At 39.0% G+C, this 21,135-nt stretch carries 17 protein-coding genes; 1 reads left to right on the forward strand and 16 read right to left on the reverse strand.

Features of this window, described 5'->3' with window-relative positions:
• Positions 1–20: 20 nt before the first annotated feature.
• The 10 genes from IGL24_RS08330 to IGL24_RS08375 all read right to left on the reverse strand — a co-directional run bounded on the left by IGL24_RS08330 (position 21) and on the right by IGL24_RS08375 (position 14,325).
• Positions 21–2,243 (reverse strand): hypothetical protein, encoded by a 2,223-nt coding sequence (locus IGL24_RS08330; protein WP_207700106.1) that lies wholly within the window; start codon positions 2,241–2,243, stop codon positions 21–23.
• A 588-nt stretch (positions 2,244–2,831) separates the two neighbouring features.
• Positions 2,832–5,000: a hypothetical protein gene (locus tag IGL24_RS08335; protein WP_207700105.1), complete on the reverse strand. Its 2,169-nt coding sequence runs from the start codon at positions 4,998–5,000 to the stop codon at positions 2,832–2,834.
• A 238-nt stretch (positions 5,001–5,238) separates the two neighbouring features.
• Positions 5,239–5,490, reverse strand: coding sequence for an LPXTG cell wall anchor domain-containing protein (locus tag IGL24_RS08340; protein WP_207700104.1), 252 nt, complete (start codon positions 5,488–5,490; stop codon positions 5,239–5,241).
• Positions 5,491–5,511: 21 nt separating this feature from the next.
• Positions 5,512–6,114, reverse strand: a complete 603-nt coding sequence (locus IGL24_RS08345) for a hypothetical protein (RefSeq protein WP_429968429.1) — start codon at positions 6,112–6,114, stop codon at positions 5,512–5,514.
• A 30-nt stretch (positions 6,115–6,144) separates the two neighbouring features.
• Positions 6,145–6,669 (reverse strand): hypothetical protein, encoded by a 525-nt coding sequence (locus IGL24_RS08350; protein ID WP_206856048.1) that lies wholly within the window; start codon positions 6,667–6,669, stop codon positions 6,145–6,147.
• Entirely contained in the window at positions 6,669–8,918 is a 2,250-nt protein-coding gene (locus IGL24_RS08355; protein WP_429968430.1) for a hypothetical protein, read from the reverse strand. The genes IGL24_RS08350 and IGL24_RS08355 overlap by 1 nt, the downstream gene beginning before the upstream one ends.
• A 180-nt stretch (positions 8,919–9,098) precedes the next feature.
• Positions 9,099–11,027, reverse strand: a complete 1,929-nt coding sequence (locus IGL24_RS08360; protein WP_207700212.1) for a PTS fructose transporter subunit IIABC — start codon at positions 11,025–11,027, stop codon at positions 9,099–9,101.
• A gap of 18 nt (positions 11,028–11,045) precedes the next feature.
• Positions 11,046–11,960 (reverse strand): 1-phosphofructokinase, encoded by a 915-nt coding sequence (pfkB, locus tag IGL24_RS08365; protein ID WP_429968431.1) that lies wholly within the window; start codon positions 11,958–11,960, stop codon positions 11,046–11,048.
• Positions 11,957–12,709 carry a DeoR/GlpR family DNA-binding transcription regulator gene (locus tag IGL24_RS08370; protein ID WP_207115305.1) on the reverse strand — a complete coding sequence of 251 codons (753 nt, stop codon included), beginning with the start codon at positions 12,707–12,709 and terminating at the stop codon, positions 11,957–11,959. Before IGL24_RS08370 ends, pfkB begins: the two co-directional genes overlap by 4 nt.
• Before the next feature lie 290 nt (positions 12,710–12,999).
• A complete protein-coding gene (locus tag IGL24_RS08375) occupies positions 13,000–14,325 on the reverse strand; it encodes a hypothetical protein (RefSeq protein WP_207700214.1) in 1,326 nt (441 codons plus the stop codon).
• Positions 14,326–14,451: 126 nt separating this feature from the next.
• On the opposite strand from IGL24_RS08375, the gene IGL24_RS08380 reads away from it, so the two are divergent.
• Entirely contained in the window at positions 14,452–14,601 is a 150-nt protein-coding gene (locus tag IGL24_RS08380) for an SPJ_0845 family protein (protein ID WP_206856032.1), read from the forward strand.
• Between the two features lie 68 nt (positions 14,602–14,669).
• Here IGL24_RS08380 and yihA read toward each other — a convergent pair whose 3' ends face one another.
• The 6 genes from yihA to sppA form a co-directional block, all read right to left on the reverse strand.
• Positions 14,670–15,257 (reverse strand): ribosome biogenesis GTP-binding protein YihA/YsxC, encoded by a 588-nt coding sequence (gene yihA, locus IGL24_RS08385; RefSeq protein WP_207115302.1) that lies wholly within the window; start codon positions 15,255–15,257, stop codon positions 14,670–14,672.
• Positions 15,258–15,371: 114 nt separating this feature from the next.
• Positions 15,372–16,616 carry an ATP-dependent Clp protease ATP-binding subunit ClpX gene (clpX, locus tag IGL24_RS08390; protein WP_206856026.1) on the reverse strand — a complete coding sequence of 415 codons (1,245 nt, stop codon included), beginning with the start codon at positions 16,614–16,616 and terminating at the stop codon, positions 15,372–15,374.
• A 184-nt stretch (positions 16,617–16,800) separates the two neighbouring features.
• Positions 16,801–18,087 carry a trigger factor gene (tig, locus tag IGL24_RS08395; RefSeq protein WP_207115301.1) on the reverse strand — a complete coding sequence of 429 codons (1,287 nt, stop codon included), beginning with the start codon at positions 18,085–18,087 and terminating at the stop codon, positions 16,801–16,803.
• A gap of 152 nt (positions 18,088–18,239) precedes the next feature.
• Positions 18,240–19,175, reverse strand: coding sequence for a hypothetical protein (locus IGL24_RS08400; RefSeq protein ID WP_207700215.1), 936 nt, complete (start codon positions 19,173–19,175; stop codon positions 18,240–18,242).
• Positions 19,176–19,256: 81 nt separating this feature from the next.
• Positions 19,257–19,967 (reverse strand): RDD family protein, encoded by a 711-nt coding sequence (locus tag IGL24_RS08405; RefSeq protein ID WP_242699792.1) that lies wholly within the window; start codon positions 19,965–19,967, stop codon positions 19,257–19,259.
• Positions 19,968–20,107: 140 nt separating this feature from the next.
• On the reverse strand, positions 20,108–21,133 hold the full coding sequence (gene sppA, locus IGL24_RS08410) for a signal peptide peptidase SppA (RefSeq protein ID WP_207700217.1): 1,026 nt from the start codon (positions 21,131–21,133) through the stop codon (positions 20,108–20,110).
• Positions 21,134–21,135: the final 2 nt, after the last annotated feature.

Here is a 21,135-nt window from a genome sequence, read left to right on the forward strand (position 1 = left end):
TCATTAGATTCCAATCCGAATTATCGTGGGGTCAATTGATAGGTGAATCTGTAACGAACATCGTGTCGTCCGTCAATTGGACCGGAATAATGTCCTCTTAAATAGAGTTTCAATGGATCTTCTAAAAACGGCAGTACTTCGATCGCATTTCCATCGTTGCTACCGACCACTAACGGCCCTGTATGCTGTCCATTCGTAGCGGCTAAATACAATTGCAAGTGTTTCTCTGCACCTGGTACATGGTTATTGACTAAGGTAACCGGGGAATCTATGGATTCTTCTACAACATCAGTGACCTTAAAATCGATTGGGAAATTACTATGGTTAATAATAGGTAGCGCTTTAGCAGATTCATCAAATTCGCCGCTTTCTCGAACATTAAAGAATTTTTCTAGTGGTACTTCGACAGATATTGGATTTTTTGGTACTTCGACCAAAAACTCATGCCAAAGACTTTGACTTGTAAATTTTTGTAACTCCGGATCTTCTTCAATTATCCCTGCTACTCGAACATACGCATAGTACGTTCCAGCAGGTAGTTCCTCGGTTTGCCATGAAGACTCAGTCGTTGAAGATTCAATTGCCAATACACCATTTGTTGCAAGAGTAGCATTGTTTATTTCTTGTTGCGAGCTTATAGTATTTATCGACCTATTTGAAGTTGAACTTGTCCATAACCGACGATCACTAAGTTTCAACTCGTACTTAGTAAGCGGACGACCTGCTGGCTCTACAGTGTTGATCGAAGTTGTTATGTTACTAATCCCTACATCTATTTCGGGTATCGATTTGGCATCTTTAATCACGAACTGTCTATGATAGAGAACCTCTTTCACCTGTGACCCGTAATAGATAACAGATTTCAGACTGAACTCTTGGACTGGTACCTCTTGTACAGCTATGTTTCCAGAAATATCCAAGCTACTTACCTGATATCCGCCTATCTGCCCAAACACCCCATCTTGTCTATTTATATATGGTGCGACACCATGTACAGGTACCATAATAACGCCATCTTCTGATTTCATTCGAAAATATTCTAATTGATTGCTGTATATCCTGAGAAGGCTTGCATTAAGATCTGATTGACTTTCAAAAGATACTTTTGCATCCTTACCAATGTTTATATATGTGAATGGATCAGGCATTCCCTCTAACATAAATAACTCTTGAGAGCCAGGGTGCAGCCTGTATACGGATAGCTGTGCACCTTCTTCAACCATTATATTTATGCTATAAATAGCAGCACCAACATACTCTTTACCAGTCACGATTTCCAAGCTTGCATTATTCTTTATTTCAAGGAGTATCACCGCATTAAAACCAGGAGCATAATTGTCATGATTATTAAATACTGCGTAACCTGTTCCAGTTTCAATATAAGTAGATGAATTTTCTTCAATAATTATATTTGCGCTATTTGTTAAATAAGAATCTGCATTATTGGTTAATACATTGATCTGATTGCTTCCTTTAAATCGAAAATATGACTTGCTATTCATACCATGCCAGATAAGATCAGACGAGTCCGTTCCTCTATTACTATAAAAACTGATATTTTCCATTGTCAAATTGTATATTAGTGAATTGTTATGTGAGTGATCGATCATCCCATAACGGCACTTTCTGCCATATGTTATACCATTTTGATCTACCAACTGACTACTACCAAAATTAATGTTATTAAATGTTACATTTATATTATTTGTTTGAACTGAGAAAAAGCTTGAAGGTAGAGTTCCTTCATTCGGTGCCAACAAATGATAACCTTGACCATCAATTATCGTGTCTTTGTATAGGTTAAACTTATCCGGAACTAAAAGACCACCTGAAGGTACATTCGTTCTAATAATAATATCTGCGATTAAATTAACATGATATGGTCCGACACCTGGATCATCACGAATCGTCTCCGTTACCGCCTGCAACTCCGCAGCCGTCCCAGCCGTAAAAGGATCTTGTTCTGTACCTGTACCAGCATATGCGGTAATCTCTTGCGTTTCATCGTCTATTTTTGTGTCAGGAGAGCGCAGTTCTTCTGGCGATACTTCTCGAGGTGAGGCTTCAGTTGATTCATCATTATCAAGTAACTGATCTAATTTACCAACACCTATCGTTGAACTTTCAGAAGTTCTCTCGGTTTCTTCAGTACTCGGAAGGCTAGTGGCGATGATTACTTGTTCTGCCAATGTACTAAAAATTAATAATAATAAAATCATGAAAATCTTTATTTGTTTCTTCATATCCAGCCTCTCCTTCTCTTTTTGTAATACCTTTGGTTACCAACAATCCTTTAAATTAAACATACATTTTTGATCATTTTCATAACTTTATTTTTACTCTATGTTTTCTCCAGCTATGGTTATTTCTTTACTTGACTAATAATTTATTTGACCTCGCTCCTTTGCTATAACATTAAATTAAGATTAGATTAAGATTACGAAAAAATGATACTATATCCTTTTCTTTTTAGTCAAAACATACTATAGCCCCACTCTTACATAACGATTTTTATATAAAAAAAACTTATTAGATAAACTTCTTAAAAATGAATAAAAATAGATTATCAGTCTATTCAAGTCTATTAAATTGCCATTTTATCCACATAAATATATTTTATATTATTTTTCTCTTAACAAATAATAACAAATAATTTTTTAGTATCATCTATGATACTCTTACTAAAAATCGACATCTAAGCACTCATACATGTGCATTCTGCAGATTAGAATATAATTAAAGAAACTGAAATTTACACAAAAAAAGCAACCATCATCAAGTTGATTTTGGTTGCTTAGAAATGAAAAACGATTTATTTTCATCTGAATAGTCTATTGTACCGTCAACAGATACGTAAATAGAAAGCTTGGGTGATGTTTGTTAAAAATCGGTCCTGAGAACTCTCCGATTAAATAAAGATCATAGGAAGTTTCCCAAAAAGGGAGAATGCCAATTGCGTCGATTTCATTTTCACCAACGAGCATTGGACCAATAGATTGTCCGTCAGTTTTTGACAAATTGAGTATCAATTCATTTTCGCCGTTCACAGATAACTGATCGACTAGAGATATCGTTGCTTCATCCGATTGATCGGTTACTTCTGTGACCGTGAAATCAATTGGGAAATTGCTCTGGCTAACGATTGGTTCAGCCGCATCATTGGCACTGAATGCCCCTGCTTCTTTTGTTCCAAATATCAACTCCAAAGGAACTTCCACACTGATTGGACTTTTTGGTACGACGATCTCTGCTTCAAACCACATGCTCTCCGTCGTGTACACTTGTACGTCCGGGTCATCACTGATAGCTCCAGTCAGTTTAACATACACATAATAGGTGCCTGCCTGTAGTTCTTCATTTTGCCAGACTTGTTCAGTGGATGTATCGACTGCAATTACGCCACTTGTCGCAAGTGTCGCATTTTCGATAGCTGTTTGTGCTTGTGCGTCTGTGATAGCTGCGCCGGTCCATAAACTTTCTTCGCTTAACTTATACTCGACCGTAGTCACTGTCCGTGTAGGCGGATCAAAGCTATTGATTGTTGTCGTCAGTTCACTTTGATTTACTGCTACATCAGGTACATTGCTCCAATCAGTTACTTCGATTCTTTTTTGATAGATTGCTTCCATTAATTGGGGGTTGCTAAAGTAGCTGTTGTTCAATGTGTTGGACGATGGGCCAGCTACTTCTTTTTCCTGCAATTGGCTACTTGCATTTAAATAGCTGAATCGATAGTCTCCAGTTACACTGGTAGTGCTGTCCTGTCGATTAAACGCTAGCGTTCCTGAGAATAAACCTGACCCAGTGGCACCTGCATTTTTAAAGCGAATATAATCCGGAGCATCTACATTTAAAATCACTGAATTTGTTGAATAGAACGGTCCCGTATTGATAAAAGAAACTTGAGCCTCACTGCCCACATTGAAAGTCATAATTACTCCAGTAGTAAAGTGCATCTGGTTCGAACCTACTTGCGTATAGTAAAGTCTTGCACCGTCTGAAATTGTAAAGTCCACACCATTAGAAGCATACGTAAAATATGGTTTAGTCGAAATAATCTCTACTTCCGCATTTTCTTCAATTGTGATTCGTAAACGCCCATCTGTTGGACTACCACCTCCAAAAGCATAAAATAATCCATCTTTAGTATTTGTCTGATGATCAATAATCGTTTTAGAACCTTCCGCAAAAATGACATTATAGCCTTCTAAAAATTCTTCGCTATCCCAACCCGCTCTACCAACAAATGTATTCTCCCCTTGGAAGGTAAAAGTTGACTGTTGATTCCATGAGATAAAAGGCTGAGCGCCTGTTTGGGCATAGTAATTGACATTTTCTAGTATGGCATGGAAAGTCGTTTGATCACTAATCGCCCCAATGATCCCATAATAGGTGCTATTATCATAAATTTGGTTGTTCGCATCCATGAGTGTATCACTACCGAAATTGATATTTCTTAAAGTGACCGTCACACCCGAGGTTTTAGCGCGAAAGCCAGTATCTAGCGCTGCGGTGCTTGAACTATTAGAATACAACATATGAAACCCTTGGCCTTCAATAACAACATCTTTATTGATACTGAACGAATCAGAGTCTTCATAAACGATATTCGCTGTCAATGTGATGTAATAGGGGCCAGGCGTTGTTGCATTGGTAATGGTTTGTAACACGGTGATCAATTCTGTTGCTGAACCAGCGGTAAATGGATCAGCAAATGTACCAGTGCCGCTATAAGGCGAGATTGGTTCTGCTGTAGTTATTACTTCTTCAGACTGTACGACTGGATCGTCACTTTCTTCTGATCTGGTAGCTTCTTCAACCACTTCCTCCGTATTTTCCTGATCCTCATTTTTTCTGTCATCGGTCGAAAAGTCTTCTGTGATTGCTTCTACATCGGAAGACTCCAACTGGGTTTCGACATCTGCATAGATTAAGTGATACGGAAAGAGATGGCTCCATATAAATATAGAAAGCAACAGAATGTTTACTATTTTTTTCATAACGTCCTCCTTTTTGAGGCTAGGCTAAAAAACTTCACACTATTTTTTCAATATTTTAAAAAAACAGTAAGGAAGATTTTGTAAAAATAGCATGGAAAATCAACGAAATTATGAGATAATCATTTAGAAAAAAGAATCAACCTAAGCCTAGGCTTAAATTGATTCTTTCTCTTGCCCCTCTACCACAAAAAGTGACAGAAACGAGTGGAATAGATAGCCATCATGGATTTTTTCTATCTCAATTTATTAGCTTATGGTCTTTCAGGTTGCGACTGATCGCCCATATAAAGCATGCAAGTAGAATAAGCACGAATCCTAAAAGCGAGAGATACATTCCAGTTTGATCATTTGTTTTTGGTAAAGGGTGAACCACCTTCACTTCGGAACGAATCGTTGAATTTGTTTCAGGTGAAGGTGTTTCTTCTTTTGGTGTTGGCGCTTGCTCTGTGACACCTAACATCCCGTTCAATTCAATCGTTGTTGTACTCATGTTATCCCTTCTATCTTAAGTTTAGAAATTCACTGCGTCTAATTGTAGCGTCAGTGTAAATGAAGGATTCGCTTTATCAATAGTAGTTGAATCTACAGAACCACTATAGCTGAATGTGGTAGAACTTGGGTGAGAACCATCGTCATTAGCTGTCAAGTTTCCTTGATTATTTGCTAAAGTAAACAGAATTCCTGATGTTGCAGGTGTAAATGTTCCAAGCACACCATTCGTTATCAAGCTTCTTGCTGATTGCAAAGGTGCTGGCGAAACAAAATTTAAACTAGTGATATCAGAATAATCTCCAGATATACTTGAAAAATTTTGAATTGACACTGAGACTGGTCGACCTGAGTTATTCTCAATGTTATATGTTGGCGAAGCAATGGTAGTTGTTCCGGAAAGATTATAGAAAATCGTTGCTGTATCTAAAGTAACGTTGATCCAATTCGTATCACCTTCCTCAATTTCTTCATCAGGCTTTGTATTGTCTAATCCAAGTGATCCGTTGATTGTGATGTCTGCCGATGAATTTCCAATAACGTCAGTCGCTAAGATCGTTGCTGGTGCTAACGCTCCTAGGCTTGTTCCTACTACTAATAAACTAGATAATAATTTCTTCTTCATTTTGATATTCCCCTATCTATTTTTTTATTTTTATTCGATGACTAATGTCACTCCAGCTGCTACTTGTCCTTTTTTCTGGTTTGTATCTGGATCATACAAACTAAACATTGCTACAGATGGATGCTCTCCTTTCTCTAGTGACTGTTCAAGCGTCACTTCTTTTATTTCATACCCTGGCTGAATAGCTCCAGATGTATAAACAAGTTCATCATTACTCTTTTTCCGTATTTCCACATTGATTGGGTGACCATTTTCGAGTGGATTTTTGATCATCAATTCACCTTGGAGGGTTCGGTGATTAAACGTTGCCTCCGGTGAAATCATTAGATTGAATTTGCTTCTGTCAGCAGCCGTTTGGGCTAATTCGGCTAACTCGTCTTCTGAGATTCGTTGTGCATCTTTCCCGTCTGGCAAAAATTCGCCGCTGACGAGCGTGACCGGCTCAGGTTTTTCTGGAAAGAAATGTTGATAGGCTAGCCAACCGACTATCAGTAATAAAAGTAGTACGAGTATGATGATTATTTGTTTCTTTCGTTTATCTGATGCGTTTTCCATTAGTCCTCAGCTCCTTGTGCAGTTAGTATATAAGTTAATCGAAAATCGGTTTGATGTTTTTTGAAGATGGACCCTCTAAATTCTCCTTTTAGAAAAAGCTCTAAAGGCTCGTCTAAAAACGGCTCTAATGAAACTGTATCTAGCTTATTTTCACCAACCAATAACGGTCCTAATTTTTGTCCATTGGTCACACCTAAATTTAGTACTAAATCATCCTTACCTTCCTCGATGATCTCATCCACTAAAGTGATCGTCGGGTCAACGGAATGGTCAGCAACGTGGGTAACTGTAAAATCAATTGGAAAATTACTATGACTGACGATTGGCTGGCTATGTTCATCTTTATAAAACTCACCCGTTTCACGAACATCAAATAACTTTTCTAAAGGCACCACAACATGGATCGGGCTTCTTTCAATGACGACTTCTTTTTCTTGCCAGAAACTATCACTTGCAAAAAGTAGCTTTTCTGGGTCATCACTGATCGCTGTTGTAACCCGTGCATACACGTAATAAGTGCCTGCACGTAATTCATCGTTTTGCCAAGATAAGTTGGTTGATTTATTTGTCGCAACCATGCCAGGTGTATTTTCTGTTGCCTGTTCGATTGCCGTTTGGGCACTGGTTTCTGTAATCGAAGCACCGCTCCATAATCTTTCCTTGCTAAGTTTATATTCCACATCTGTGACCAATCGCCCAGCAGGATCATACGAATCGATTGTCGTCGTGAGTTTACTTCTGCCAATTCCGACATCCGCCGTATTCGCCAAGTCAAAATTTGTTCGCTTTTTGTAGATCGCATGACGTAACCCGGAGTGACTAAATTGATTGTTTGCTAAAACTCTTGATGATGCTCCTGGAATCCCTCTTCTTACTAGTCGCTGATTTTGATTCATATAGTAAAAGTTATAGCCACCCGTTGCTTCACCCGCACTATCCAGTCGGTTAAAATTCTTGTTTCGTGCAAATAACCCATTTGAACTCGAAAGATTTTGAAAACGAATAAAATCTGGTTCATTCACATTAAAGTTGACGGTATTGCCTGAATTGATCTGACCGTTACTTAAAAAAGTAGCTTGTGCGCCCGGATCGATATTGACAGTCACCGCTTGGTTATTGGAAAAGCTCAAAGGTCGATTGGCTGTTTGTCTATAATGGAACTTAGCATTTTCTGAAATCGTAAAAATCACTTGCGCGTCAAAGGTAAAATGCTGTTTTGAAGAAAGGATATTCACTTCGGCATTTTCTTCCACATTGATTCGTATTCGACCATCACTTCCAGCAGAACCGCCAGTACCAAACGCAAAGATAAAGCCTAAGTGAACATCAGTTTGGTGATCGATCGTTGTTTTTGAACCTTCTGCAAAGGTGATATTATAACCTTCCATAAATTCTTGACTATCCCAACCAGCACGACTAATAAAATGATTTTCTCCTTTGAAGATAAACCGAGATTGTCGATTCCATGTGAGAAGTGGTTGCGCACCCCTCCGTGCAAAATAGTTCACATTTTCAAAAATTGCATCAAAGCGGATATTATCAGTTCCCGCAGATCCTAGGATGCCATAATACGTATTATTGTCATATACTCGTCCAGAAGCATCTGTGAGCGTATCACTTCCAAAGTTCAGATTTCTCAAAGTCGCTTGCACACCAGAAACTCTTATTCTAAAACCTGTATCGCCAGCAGCCGTACTTGAATCGTTAGCATACAACATATGAAATCCTTGACCATCGATGATGACATCTTTATGGATTTCAAATACATCCCAATGATTGTAAAAGATATTGCCTGTTAATAAAATATGATAAGTTCCTGTTCCCGGGTCTGTGCGGATCGTTTGGAGAACACTTCTTAACTCCGCTGCTGTTCCAGCAGTATATGGTTCTTGTTCTGTTCCATTGCCTGTTAATGGCATCAACGCTTCTTTTGCTTCTTTTGCTTCATTTGCTTCATTTGCTTCATTTGCTTCATTTGCTTCATGTCCTTCAGGTGCTTCCTGACTACTATCGATATGTATCTCTTCCTCCTCAATTTCTACGCTCTCTTCAGAGACATCCGTATCAACCTCACCTTCATAATGATACGCTTCGTTATTTTTTAATTCTTCCATCCCCGAATCTGTAGCTTCTGTTCCCTCAATATAAATAACATCTGTTTCTTCTGTGTTCGCATGTAAATCAAGTCCATGCGAAAAAAATAAACAAAATAACCCTAGTAATATTAAGGTTTTTCCCGACTTATACATGTTTCCCTCCTAATGGAATTAAAATGATAAAATAGCGATAATAATATTAAATATTAATAACAAAACGATGATACTATGAGGGAAATAATAAAGTCAAACAATATGTTTTTTGTTTTTTTATACAAAAAAAACACCTTACTAAGAAGTAAATTTCCTTAGTAAGGTATTATGCTTGTAAAGTTATGCTTCACTGACTGTTGGTGATTTTCTCAACCAACCATAAATAACGCCAGATACAACTGCACCAATTGCGATAAACAACAAGTACATCAACGGATGACTTAATAAGAATACAACGAAGATTCCGCCATGTGGTGCTAACAATTTAATGCCGAATGCACCAACTAATCCACCGGTCAATGCTGAACCGATAATGAAACTTGGAATCGCTCTGATTGGATCAGCTGCAGCAAATGGGATCGAACCTTCTGTTACAAACGAAAGCCCCATAACAATATTTGTTAAGCCAGCATCTTGATCTGTTTTGCTGAATTTATTTTTGAACAAACGTGTTGCGACGAAAATCGCTAACGGCGGAACCATCCCTCCTGCCATAACAGAAGCCATTACGACACTACCACCAGTGGCAACCGTTGTTGCTAAAGTAGCTGTACCAAAGACATAAGCTGCTTTGTTGATTGGTCCACCTAGATCGGCAGCCATCATTCCAGCAAGTAATGCGCCTAGTAATGCTGCGTTTGAACCGCTAAGTCCAGACAAGAAAGCGTTCAATCCATCATTGATTGCTTTCATTGGTACGTTGACCATCAACATCAAGAAACCGGTAATCAATAAACCAAAGACAGGATAGAATAAAATCGTTTTGATTCCTTCCAATGATTTCGGTAAGTTTTTGAATAGTTTACGCAAGAAGACGATCACGTAACCAGCTAAGAAACCACCGATCAATGCACCTAAGAAACCTGCGCCACCTGTATTCGCTAATGCTCCAGCGGCAAAACCAACGATCAATCCAGGACGATCACCAATACTTGAAGCAATGAATCCAGCTAAGACTGGTAACATAAAGCCAAATGCCGCTTGACCGATTTGATTGAACCAGCTCGCTGCTTGGTTGTAGTTCCCAAGGTTTGCTAATTGATCTTGTGGTACCCCCATGAATTGGTCGACCATAAATGATAAGGCAATGGCGATCCCGCCACCGATAACGAATGGTAGCATGTGAGAAACACCGTTCATCAAATCTTTATAGATTCGTTGTCCAATCGTACCATCCGCATTTCCTTCATCTGCCGCATTTTCTTTTCCATCACCATGGAAAACTGGCGCTGAACCACTGATTGCTATATTGATCAATTCTTCCGTTTTACGGATACCGTCACTTACTGGGCGATTGACTAATTCTTTTCCGTCGAAACGATTCATTTCGACTTTTTTATCAGCGGCAACGATGACACCGTCTGCACGTGCAATGTCTTCAGCCGTCAAACGATTTTTGATACCTTCAGAACCATTTGTTTCAACTTTGATCTCTACGCCCATCTCTTTGGCTTTTTTCTTCAACGCATCTTCTGCCATGTAGGTATGTGCGATCCCTGTCGGACAAGCCGTTACTGCAACGATAAATTTTTTATCTGGTGAAGAAACTGTTTGCGCTGCTTCTTCTTGTTCCGCTACTGCTTCAGCTTCTTTTTGTTGTTCTGCTGTTTGGAACAATTCTTGGACTTCTTCAGGTGTTGCAGCTTCTTTTAATTTCCCAACAAAATCTGGGTCGATCAGCAAACGTGACAATGCAGCTAATGCTTGCAAATGCGTATCGTTTGCTCCTTCTGGTGCGGCGATCATAAAGAATAAGAAAGTTGGTTGACCATCAAGCGCTTCATAGTCAACCCCTTTGTTACTTTTCGCAAACAAAACAGTTGCTTCTTTCACTGCTGCATTTTTCGCATGTGGCATCGCGATGCCGTCACCTAAACCAGTAGATGTTTGTGCTTCACGAGCTAAAATTCCTTCTTTATAAGTTTCGATATCTGAGATGCGACCTGCATCATACATTTTTTGAACCATTTCATCGATGGCACCTTTTTTATCAGTTGCCTGTAGGTCCATGATCATCGCATCTTTGATCATTAAGTCTTTGATTTCCATGATGTACCCCCCACGATATTAATCAATTTTAGTAATTTCTACTTCTGGTAATAATTCATCGATAAACGAGCGAACCGCTAAATCATCTGAAAAAGCTGTCGCGCTGCCGCATGCCACGCCCCATTTGAATGCTTCCACCGCATCTGCCTGTTTGCTATATGAACCGATAAAGCCAGCAATCATCGAATCTCCGGCACCAACTGAGTTTTTCAATGGACGAACTAAGACGTTTGAACGATAGGTGCCATCTTTTGTAAATAGTAAAGCCCCGTCGCCTGCCATTGAGATCAAGACATTTTTCGCTCCTTCTTCTAATAATTTCTTACCATAAGGAAGGATGTCTTCGACTGAATCAAAAGTTACATTATATAATTCAGCTAATTCGTGATTATTCGGCTTGATCAACAATGGTTCTTTTTTCAAGGCTTCCTTCAAGTCATCGCCCGTCGTATCGATCACAAACTCTGCCCCTTTTTCACGGATGATCTCGATCAACTCTTTGTAGAATCCGGCACGTAAACTTGCAGGCGTACTTCCAGATAACACCACGATGTCGTTTGCTCCAACTGTGGCTAATTCTGCTTTCAAACGGTCGATTGCTTGATCTGAAATCATCGGTCCTTGTCCATTGATCTCTGTTTCAGAATCAGATTTTAGTTTGATGTTGATCCGCGTATCTTCTTCTACTTGCGTAAAAGCGGTCGCGATCTCCTCTTCTTTTAGCCAGTCAGAAATAAAGTTTCCCGTGAATCCACCTAGAAAACCTAACGCAGTCGATTCAGAATCGATGCGTTTCAAAATACGAGAAACGTTGATCCCTTTTCCACCAGGCACTTTGAAATCTTCGGTCATACGGTTTAAATCACCGAGTTTTAATCCGTCAACACGTACGATAAAATCGATTGATGGATTAAGTGTTACTGTATAAATCATTGATTTGCCTCCTTGATTGTTGTCCGTTCGCTATAAGCAGATTGAAATTCTAATGGACAACGTTCGGTTATGATCGTGGCAGCTTGTAGTGGTGCAACAGAAACAAACGTTTGTTTATTGAACTTTGTATGATCAAGTAAAATATAACTATCTTGAGCATTCGCAATCGCTAATCGCTTAACTGCGGCTTCTTCTGGATCTGGTGTCGTAAATCCACGTTCCAGATGTACGCCATTCATTCCCATAAATGCTTTATTAAAATGATAATCACTTAACTGACTGAGCGTGCTTGCCCCTAATACGGCATTTGTTGACAGTTTCACTTGCCCACCCAAGACAATTGTTGGTATTTGCAGATCAACTAAAGCAGAAGCGTGTTTTACCGAATTGGTCACAACAGTTATCTGTTTACCCTTTAAAAATGGAATGATCTCTAAAGTCGTTGATCCTGCATCGAGATAAATGACCTCATCATCATTTACTAGCTCTGCTGCCAATTGAGCGATGACTTGTTTTTCATGAACGTTTTTGAGCGTTTTTTCACTCATATTCTGTTCAAAGCCTAAAAGATCCTCTTTTTTCGCTCCCCCATGGATACGTTGCAATAAACCTTCATCTTCTAATTCTTGAAGATCTCGTCTAATCGTTGATTCAGAAGCATCTAACAAATTAACTAACTCTTGGGACTTGACGATTTTGTGTTGCTCCAATAGTTGCAAGATTTTCTGTTTGCGTTCTTCTGTAAGCATTTCCACGATCACCTCACGATAGATTTTAGCATATTTTATTTTATTATTCAACACAATACGTTCAAAAACATTCAAAAACAATAAAAAACGAGTGTATAGTGATTGATTCCACAAAAAGAAAGCGACATCCCCAAAGCATTTTTTGAGGATGTCACCTTATATCTGCTTGGGAATAGTAATGTTCCCAATTCTTTATTAAGTTATAAAAATCAGTCTTCCAATTCCTGATTGCTCAATTTATAGATTGATTTGAACATCAAGACTGATAAAAAGAACCTTTTGATAATGACTTAATTTTTTTGCATCAATAGGTTCCCTGTTAATTCCGCTTGATCTAACAAGACGACCCGTAGACGTTTTTCTCCTTGGACCGCATCAAAACTTAACCGACCTTTTCTCTTACGGATTCGCTTGAATTTGATCGTTGACAATCGATCGCTGATTTCTTCCATCGGAAAATCGGATAAAAACTTGGTAGGAACGTAAATCCGTAATGAGGTCAGATAATCCCGATACATTTCATCTGGCGCTTCTACGTTTAAATATTCATTGATGTAATAGGCATAAGCATCGATGCCATTATCTAACGTGAAAGTTGGATCGATCACTTTATAACAAATCAACTGACTATGGTTTTCATCGACCCAAGGAAAAAATGCTTGGCGGTTAAGGACGCCTCTCGCTCTTTTTTCTTTATAGTCATAAGTCGCAAAATCATAGTTTCTTGTCACGAAAAATGTTGCTTTTTTCTTTTCTGTTGGTTGCATCAAATGGTTTTGATATTGAACAGATTGTAAGGAATCTTTCGTATAGGCATATTCGACAAATGGTTCCTTCAATAAGCCTACCCCATTATCCCAAGATAAATGATCAAAACCTAATTGATCACGGTAGTATTGTTGAAATTTTAAGTTCGTCTCACTTTGCCAACGGAAAGGATCACGATACAATTGGATACCAATGACTTGATTGTCAAATTGTGTGATCTTTTCCACTTGCTGAACTTCTAAAAATATCTCTTTAGGAATCAAACGATAGTAATAGCTACTATAATACATTTCCCAACAAGAAGTGAAACAACGTCCTTCGACCATCAAATCATAGCCCGGGAACTGGTTGCAATCAACGATCACTTGCCCATCAGACCCTTTGATTTTCGGCAACTTATCGATCATCTGTGAAGATTCAAATGTCAATCGCTCGTCGATCGACTGTGTATTATGGTATAGATATTCTTCGACACTTCTCATATAGGCAAAAATGCCGTGTTTTTGCATTTTTGTTTGAAGATAATTGCGGATCACCGATTCATTTTTTTCGAATATTTTCCAAGTAAACTGATAATCGACTTGAAGGTGGTGGTAGCCAAACTCAAAGCGACAGACGAAATCTCTTTCAATGATTTCAAGCCAACCGATTTCACGATCATCAATTTCATCTAATGCTTGTTTTAGCTTCACCAAGGTATACGGTTCTTTTATCTGACGAGAGGATTGAAAAAATTCAGGGACAAGTAAGATACGAGTAAGTACGGACCAATCATAGGCTTCTTCTTTTTCGTTCTCACGTTCTCTTTTCATGACGAGACGGAGCATCATTTTTCTTTCTGGTACCATCTTTCTCACCTCTCTCAAATCTCTTTATAATCAAATTATAACGAATAATAAAAAAAAACTAAAACTTTTCGTCTTATAGCGCGTAATAAATGGTACCGTGTTAAAATAAGATCAGAGGTGATAAATATGGGATTGAAATTTGAACGTACCGACAACTTAGACAAACTATTCGAATCTTTTGGCGTTGATCCTGAAAAAACCGTCGCTTCAAAAGAAGAAATCGACCGCTTTTTAAAACCAAAGAGCGAACCAAAAAAAGACAAAAAAAAGAAATAAACAAGAAAGACTTGATGTCTTAGTTTTTGAAAGTTCTCCTTTCACACTAAGTCTCAAGTCTTATTTGTTTATTCTGCAATCGCGTCTTCGATCGCTTTCCACGCCTCTTCTTTTCCTTGCTTTGTCACAGAAGAAAACAAGATGAACGTATCATTACGATCAAAATTCAACGCTTTTTTGATTTCGCTTTCGTGTTTGTTCCATTTTCCACGAGGAATTTTATCTGCCTTTGTCGCAACGACGATGACTGGAATATCATAATATTTCAAGAATTCGTACATTTGGATGTCTTCTTGTGAGGGTTTGTGACGAACATCGACAAGTGAGACAACGGCTTTTAGTTGTTCTCTAGATGTCAAATAAGTTTCGATCATCTGTCCCCATTTGGCACGTTCTGTTTTAGAGACTTTCGCGTAACCATAGCCAGGGACATCAACAAAATGCAAGGCATTTTCAATCAAGTAAAAATTCAAAGTTTGCGTTTTCCCCGGTTTTCCTGATGTACGTGCAAGATTCTTTCGATCGATCAATGTATTGATGAACGATGATTTTCCGACATTCGAGCGACCTGCCAAGGCGATCTCTGGTAAATCTGTTTCCGGATATTGTTTTGGTGCAACTGCACTGATCACGATCTCCGCATGATGGACTTTCATATACTCTCTCTCCTTAAAGCGGTATAGCGAATCCGTTCATTTCCGCTTCCTTCGCTAAAATAAAAAGGAGTAGTCGAAAAAGCTTCAAAAACTTTCACGACTGCTCCTTTCATTTTATCCCGCTTTTTTTTCTGAATCTTTGTAGATAACTGTTGGTTTACCGGTAAGTTCGGCTGCTTCTTTAGTAATGATCACTTTCTCGATCGTTTCATCCGAAGGAATATCGAACATGACATCCATCATGATTTCTTCGATGATCGAACGTAATCCACGAGCGCCGGTATTGCGATCGATTGCTTTTTTCGCAATTGCTTTTAGTGCTTCCGGTTCAAATTCTAATGCAGTGTCATCTAGTGAAAGTAATTTTTGGTATTGCTTCACTAAGGCATTTTTAGGTTCCGTCAAGATTCGGACTAGATCGTCTGTTGTCAGTTTTTCTAACGCAGCCATCACTGGTAAGCGCCCGATAAACTCAGGGATCAAACCGAATTTCAATAGATCTTCTGGAATGATATGTTGCATGACACTTTCATTTTCTGAAAGTTTTTGGTTGTTCGTACCGAATCCAATCGTTTTCTCGCCCATACGATTTTTTACGATCGTTTCGATTCCGTCAAAAGCTCCACCGACGATGAACAATACATTCGTCGTATCGATTTGGATGAATTCTTGATGCGGATGTTTGCGTCCACCTTGAGGCGGCACACTCGCAACAGTCCCTTCCAAGATTTTCAGTAAGGCTTGTTGTACGCCTTCACCTGATACATCACGTGTGATCGACACGTTTTCACTTTTACGTGCGATTTTATCGATCTCATCGATATAGATGATCCCTTTTTCAGCACGCTCTACGTTGTAATCAGCAGATTGTAAGAGTTTCAGCAAGATATTTTCCACATCTTCTCCGACATATCCTGCTTCTGTCAAGCTCGTTGCATCGGCAATGGCAAATGGCACATTCAACGTTTTCGCTAAAGTTTGCGCCAAGAAGGTTTTCCCTGAACCAGTAGGGCCGATCAAACAGATATTGCTCTTTTGCAATTCAACATCATCATCTTGCGCTTCTTGATTGACACGCTTATAGTGATTGTAAACAGCTACCGCCAATGAGCGTTTCGCACGTTCTTGCCCAATCACATAATTATCCAATACTTCAAGAATCTCAGAAGGTTTCGGTACTTCGGTAAACTCACGTACAGCTTCTTCGTAAAATTCTTCATCAATGATTTCTTTACATAGGTCAATACATTCGTTACAGATGTAGACCCCCGGACCTGCTACGATTTTCTTTACTTCTTCTTGTGTTTTGCCACAAAAAGAACAGCGTACAGTCTCATTACCACTTGGATTATCATACATGGTCTTCACCCCTTAACTTGCGATGATTCGCAAGAAACTATCAAAGACTTTACAGTCTTTCCCTATCATACCATAATTTAAAAAAAAGCAAAAGTATCAATGAAGTGAAACAAATGAAAGAGTCCGGGCGTCTTCTAAACGCCTGAACTCTTTCCATTCGATGCGAATAAGAATTGTTGTTTCCTTATTCTGCTTCTTTTGCTGTGCTAGTGATCAATTCGATTGCTTTTTTCATGATCACATCATGTTTTAGCATGTCTTCTGTCAATACGCGTTTGATTTGGTCGATCGGCATATTGTAAGTTTCTGCTAATTCTTGGATTTCCGCAGTGATTTCTTCTTCAGTAGCATCTAAGTTTTCAGCTGCTGCTACGGCTTCGATCACAAGGTTTGTTTTTGTACGCATTTCTGCTTCTTCTTCAAACTGCTTGTGCAAGTCTTCTTCTGTTGAACCAGTTAATTGGTAGTACATTTCTGGTGAGATTCCTTGACGTTGCATGTTGTTCAAGAATTCGTCCATTGAACGGTGTACTTCATCGTGAACCATCACATGTGGAAGATCAACGATTTCCGCATTTTCGACTGCTAACTTGATTGCTGCTTCATCTTTTGCATCTTCAGCAGCTTTTTCTTTCGTTTCAGTCAATTCTTTCATGTATTTTTCTTTTAATTCTGCTAATGTAGAAACTTCATCGTCTACATCTTTTGCAAATTCGTCATCCAATTCAGGAACTTCTTTTGTTTTTACTTCGTGAACTGTTACTTTGAAGACAGCCTCTTTACCAGCTAGATCTTCCGCTTGGTAGTTTTCAGGGAATGTCACAGTTACATCTAAGCTGTCGCCTGATTTGTGTCCAACTAATTGCTCTTCAAAACCAGGAATGAATGAACCTGATCCTAATTCAAGTGAATGGTTTTCGCCTTTTCCGCCTTCGAAAGCTTCATCATTGATGAATCCTTCAAAATCGATAACGACAGTATCGCCATTTTCAGCTGCTGCGTCTTCTTTGATCACTAATTCAGCTTGCGCTTCTTGTTCGCGTTTGATGCGTTCTTCAACGTCTGCTTCTGTTACTTCACGGTCTTGTTTTTCAACCACTAGGTCTTTGTAGTCACCTAATTTAACTTCAGGTTTTACAGTAACTTCTGCTGTGATCGTCCAGTCTTGACCTTTTTCCATACTTGCTACGTCGATCTTAGGTTGTGAAACCGGGTCGATTCCTGCTTCTTTGACAGCCGCTTCATAAGCTTCTGGTAAAACAGCGTTCAATGCATCTTCGTACAATGCTTCTTCTCCGTACATACGGTTGAATACTTGACGAGATACTTTTCCTTTACGGAATCCAGGAACGTTCAAGTTTCCTTTTACTTTATTAAAGGCTGTTGTCAATCCTTTTTGGATTTGATCTTGCCCGATCGTAAATGTTAAAACACCATCATTTGTGCCTTTTTTTTCGAATGTTGCAGTCATTTATTTCCCTCCGAGTTTAGAAATTCATTTGATACATCAAAAACGTTTCATGCATACCTTTAAATAGTACACTAACCCTTCCAAATTGTAAACATATTGAACAAATGGAATCCACGTTTTTCATGATTTTTTTTATCTTTTTATCTGTTTTTTTAGGTATTGAATAATAATAGTTCTGTAATTATTTTATTTCTCTTTTCAGCGAATTCTTGTTGCTCAGACGAAGAAAGATCCTCACAAGGCTGATTTGTATAACTAGCTACTGTTTGTTTGAACCATTTATCAAGATCACCGATATAACTATCATAGATCGGATAAACGATCGCAGACTGCATCGTGAACTCTTCTTTTAAGTTCTTGCTCATCAAGGCATCTTCTTGCTCGTAAGCTTCAGCCATTTTTTTGATTTGTTGATAGCTGGTTTGCTCTTCTGGACGTACCATTTTCTTTGGTATGACTTCGATCAATTCCTCGTCGATCGTCAAATAAGCAACTGGTGTCGGTTCTTTAACTTGGACAAGCGATTCAAGCAGCTTTGCCCGTACAAGGACATGGACCGTTTTTAACACGATCAATTTTTTGGCTGTTTGGATAAATTCGTGATAAGGCAATTGCTCGATTTCTTGGATATAACTCAACTGGGTAGTCGGTTTTTCAGAAGGTAGCTTTTCGACTAATTGGTAGATCTCTCGGATCTTCTGTCGTTTCATCTGCCCTACTAATTCTTCTGCCTGTTGGATCTTCAACAAGATCGCTTGTTCAAAATCGTCAGGGAAATCGGCACTTGCAATCAGTTTACGCGCATATAAAAAATCTTTTGCTGTAATCAATAAATCAAAATAAAAAGTGGCCAATTCTTCATTCATTAAATACTGCTTTTCATGTAAAAGTGCTTGATGGAGCGCTTCTTCCCACATATCTAATTCAGATAGTGCCAACACGAACAACGTATTCGATTCAAACGTTGCTTCGAGTTCATAGGCACGTTCAAACAGCTCTTTTGCTTGACTGTATTGATGATTTGCTAATGCTTGTTGGCCAATACGCATCAAATTGTCGTATTTATCAGGAAAATCGATCGGTCTCACTTAGGTTCTTCCCTTCACTGTTTTATCATTTGTCTAACACGACTTATTGAACAATAACCAGCCTTTTCTATACGTAAAAAATCAAGCGTTCATCTCTTGGTTAAATGCTTTGATCAAGTTGATCGTCACCACACTCGTATTGGAGAAATAATCTCCGATGTGCTGCTTTTTCTTGCTGAAAATGACTGGGAGATAACCAATAAATAGTAGTGGAAATCTTAAAATAAAGCGACAAGCGCCCTCACGAACAAGAACGGTACTCCATGACAGCTCTTCTTCATCAAAACTGATCACCCGAATGCCAAAGATCATTTTACCGACCGTCTGTCCGTGATTCCATTTCGTCAACAAAACAAAATAGGCTAAGTAAGCAATCAGTGACAAGGCACCGTAAATACTTAAATAAGAATCAGATACTTGGAGCCAGCCTAAGTTCACAGCAATACCTAACGTTAAGCGGCTGATTGATCCAATACAAATGAGATCGATCAAAAAAGCAGCAAAGCGAATCCAGAAACCGGCAAAGAAATAATTGGGAAAGCGATTGATCGTTGGTTCTTCCGCTTTTTGATCGGTATATTTTTGCCATTTTTTCTGATTTTCTTTGATTTCAGTTTGTGTTAACGGTTTTTCTTCAAAGGAACTCAGTACCTTTTGGGAAAAACTAGGATCAGGTCCGACAGCCGGTTGAGTCGCTTTATCTTGCACTGTAGACTCATGTTCTTCATTTGAACGATGGGAGTTTACTTCACTCGTCGTTTGTCCTTCTGACGTAGTAGCTGCGTCGATCATTTCATCTGTCGTATTATTGCTTTCTTCTACCGTAGAAACTTCTTCCGAGGACAACTCCTTGCTTTCAGATACTTTCGGTTCCCCAATATCCTTTGGCGTTTCCTCGATTGGTGATGAATGAGTAGATTTCTCAGTCATGTTTACTCACCTCCATAAAGATACATTGCTCTTGGAGATTCTGCTGTTCCTAAACTTTCAAGCAATGACAAGATCTGACTAGTTTCAGAAGCTTGTAATCCTTGTAATTCTGCTAATTTTGCGCCAAACCATGTATTGCCAAAGCCGGTCGAGCTCGTTGAATATTCGATCAACTCAGCGTCTTGTAAATCGAGGTCTTCACGCATGGCTGCTAAAGCGTCTGTTGGAAAACCGATTTCGTCTACCAATCCTGCTTCTTTTGCCTGCACGCCGTCGTAGATACGGCCATCGGCAACTTTTTTCACTTCATCTTCTGATTTGTTTCTACCTTCACTCACTATTTTGACAAAACGATTATACGCGTTATCGATATAAGCTTGCAATACCGCATGATCTTGTTCTGTCTCCGGACGAGTCGCTGAACCCATATCTTTTAGCGCACCGCTTTTTACAGTAGTATCTTCAACGCCGATTTTTTCAAGTAAACCCGAATAGTTGAGGCCAGACATGATCACACCAATGGAACCCGTCACTGTTTCTTCCGTTGCAAAGATCTTATCTGCTTGGGCAGAAATATAGTAACCGCCACTGGCAGCCATATTTTTCATGCTGACATACATCGGTAGATCACGTTCTGTCCGAACATTATTTAGTAAGTTGGCAATTTCTGCACTTTCATAAACGCCACCACCAGGAGAATTGACTTCTAAGAAAATCCCACTGACATTTTCATCGGCTTCAATCGCTTCGATCTGTTTCAAAAAGTCTTCATGATTGTAACCTTCAGATGAAAACAATCCTGAAGATCCTCCGCTAGCGATAGCACCATCAACAGATAGTTTTACGATTCGATCCGTACTACTGCCTTCTTCCAATACTACCGGTGTCATTTCTTCATCGCCATATAACCAACTATTGAGACTGCCCATCTGAGCCTCTTCTTGGGGTTGTGTCAAGCTCGAAGAAACGAGTGAAACAACTAATAAACCTGCAGCGATCAATACCGCGATCCAACGTTTTTTATTCATTT

Source organism: Enterococcus sp. DIV2371 (assembly GCF_050498525.1).
Lineage (GTDB): Bacteria > Bacillota > Bacilli > Lactobacillales > Enterococcaceae > Enterococcus_B > Enterococcus_B mangumiae.

Excerpts from the sequence above, each read along its gene's own strand:
- IGL24_RS08330 (WP_207700106.1), bottom strand. The coding sequence starts at position 2,243 with ATGAAGAAACAAATAAAGATTTTCATGATTTTATTATTATTAATTTTT.
- IGL24_RS08335 (WP_207700105.1), bottom strand. The coding sequence starts at position 5,000 with ATGAAAAAAATAGTAAACATTCTGTTGCTTTCTATATTTATATGGAGC.
- IGL24_RS08340 (WP_207700104.1), bottom strand. The coding sequence starts at position 5,490 with ATGAGTACAACAACGATTGAATTGAACGGGATGTTAGGTGTCACAGAG.
- IGL24_RS08345 (WP_429968429.1), bottom strand. The coding sequence starts at position 6,114 with ATGAAGAAGAAATTATTATCTAGTTTATTAGTAGTAGGAACAAGCCTA.
- IGL24_RS08350 (WP_206856048.1), bottom strand. The coding sequence starts at position 6,669 with ATGGAAAACGCATCAGATAAACGAAAGAAACAAATAATCATCATACTC.
- IGL24_RS08355 (WP_429968430.1), bottom strand. The coding sequence starts at position 8,918 with ATGTATAAGTCGGGAAAAACCTTAATATTACTAGGGTTATTTTGTTTA.
- IGL24_RS08360 (WP_207700212.1), bottom strand. The coding sequence starts at position 11,027 with ATGGAAATCAAAGACTTAATGATCAAAGATGCGATGATCATGGACCTA.
- pfkB (WP_429968431.1), bottom strand. The coding sequence starts at position 11,960 with ATGATTTATACAGTAACACTTAATCCATCAATCGATTTTATCGTACGT.
- IGL24_RS08370 (WP_207115305.1), bottom strand. The coding sequence starts at position 12,709 with ATGCTTACAGAAGAACGCAAACAGAAAATCTTGCAACTATTGGAGCAA.
- IGL24_RS08375 (WP_207700214.1), bottom strand. The coding sequence starts at position 14,325 with ATGGTACCAGAAAGAAAAATGATGCTCCGTCTCGTCATGAAAAGAGAA.
- IGL24_RS08380 (WP_206856032.1), top strand. The coding sequence starts at position 14,452 with ATGGGATTGAAATTTGAACGTACCGACAACTTAGACAAACTATTCGAA.
- yihA (WP_207115302.1), bottom strand. The coding sequence starts at position 15,257 with ATGAAAGTCCATCATGCGGAGATCGTGATCAGTGCAGTTGCACCAAAA.
- clpX (WP_206856026.1), bottom strand. The coding sequence starts at position 16,616 with ATGTATGATAATCCAAGTGGTAATGAGACTGTACGCTGTTCTTTTTGT.
- tig (WP_207115301.1), bottom strand. The coding sequence starts at position 18,087 with ATGACTGCAACATTCGAAAAAAAAGGCACAAATGATGGTGTTTTAACA.
- IGL24_RS08405 (WP_242699792.1), bottom strand. The coding sequence starts at position 19,967 with ATGATCGACGCAGCTACTACGTCAGAAGGACAAACGACGAGTGAAGTA.
- sppA (WP_207700217.1), bottom strand. The coding sequence starts at position 21,133 with ATGAATAAAAAACGTTGGATCGCGGTATTGATCGCTGCAGGTTTATTA.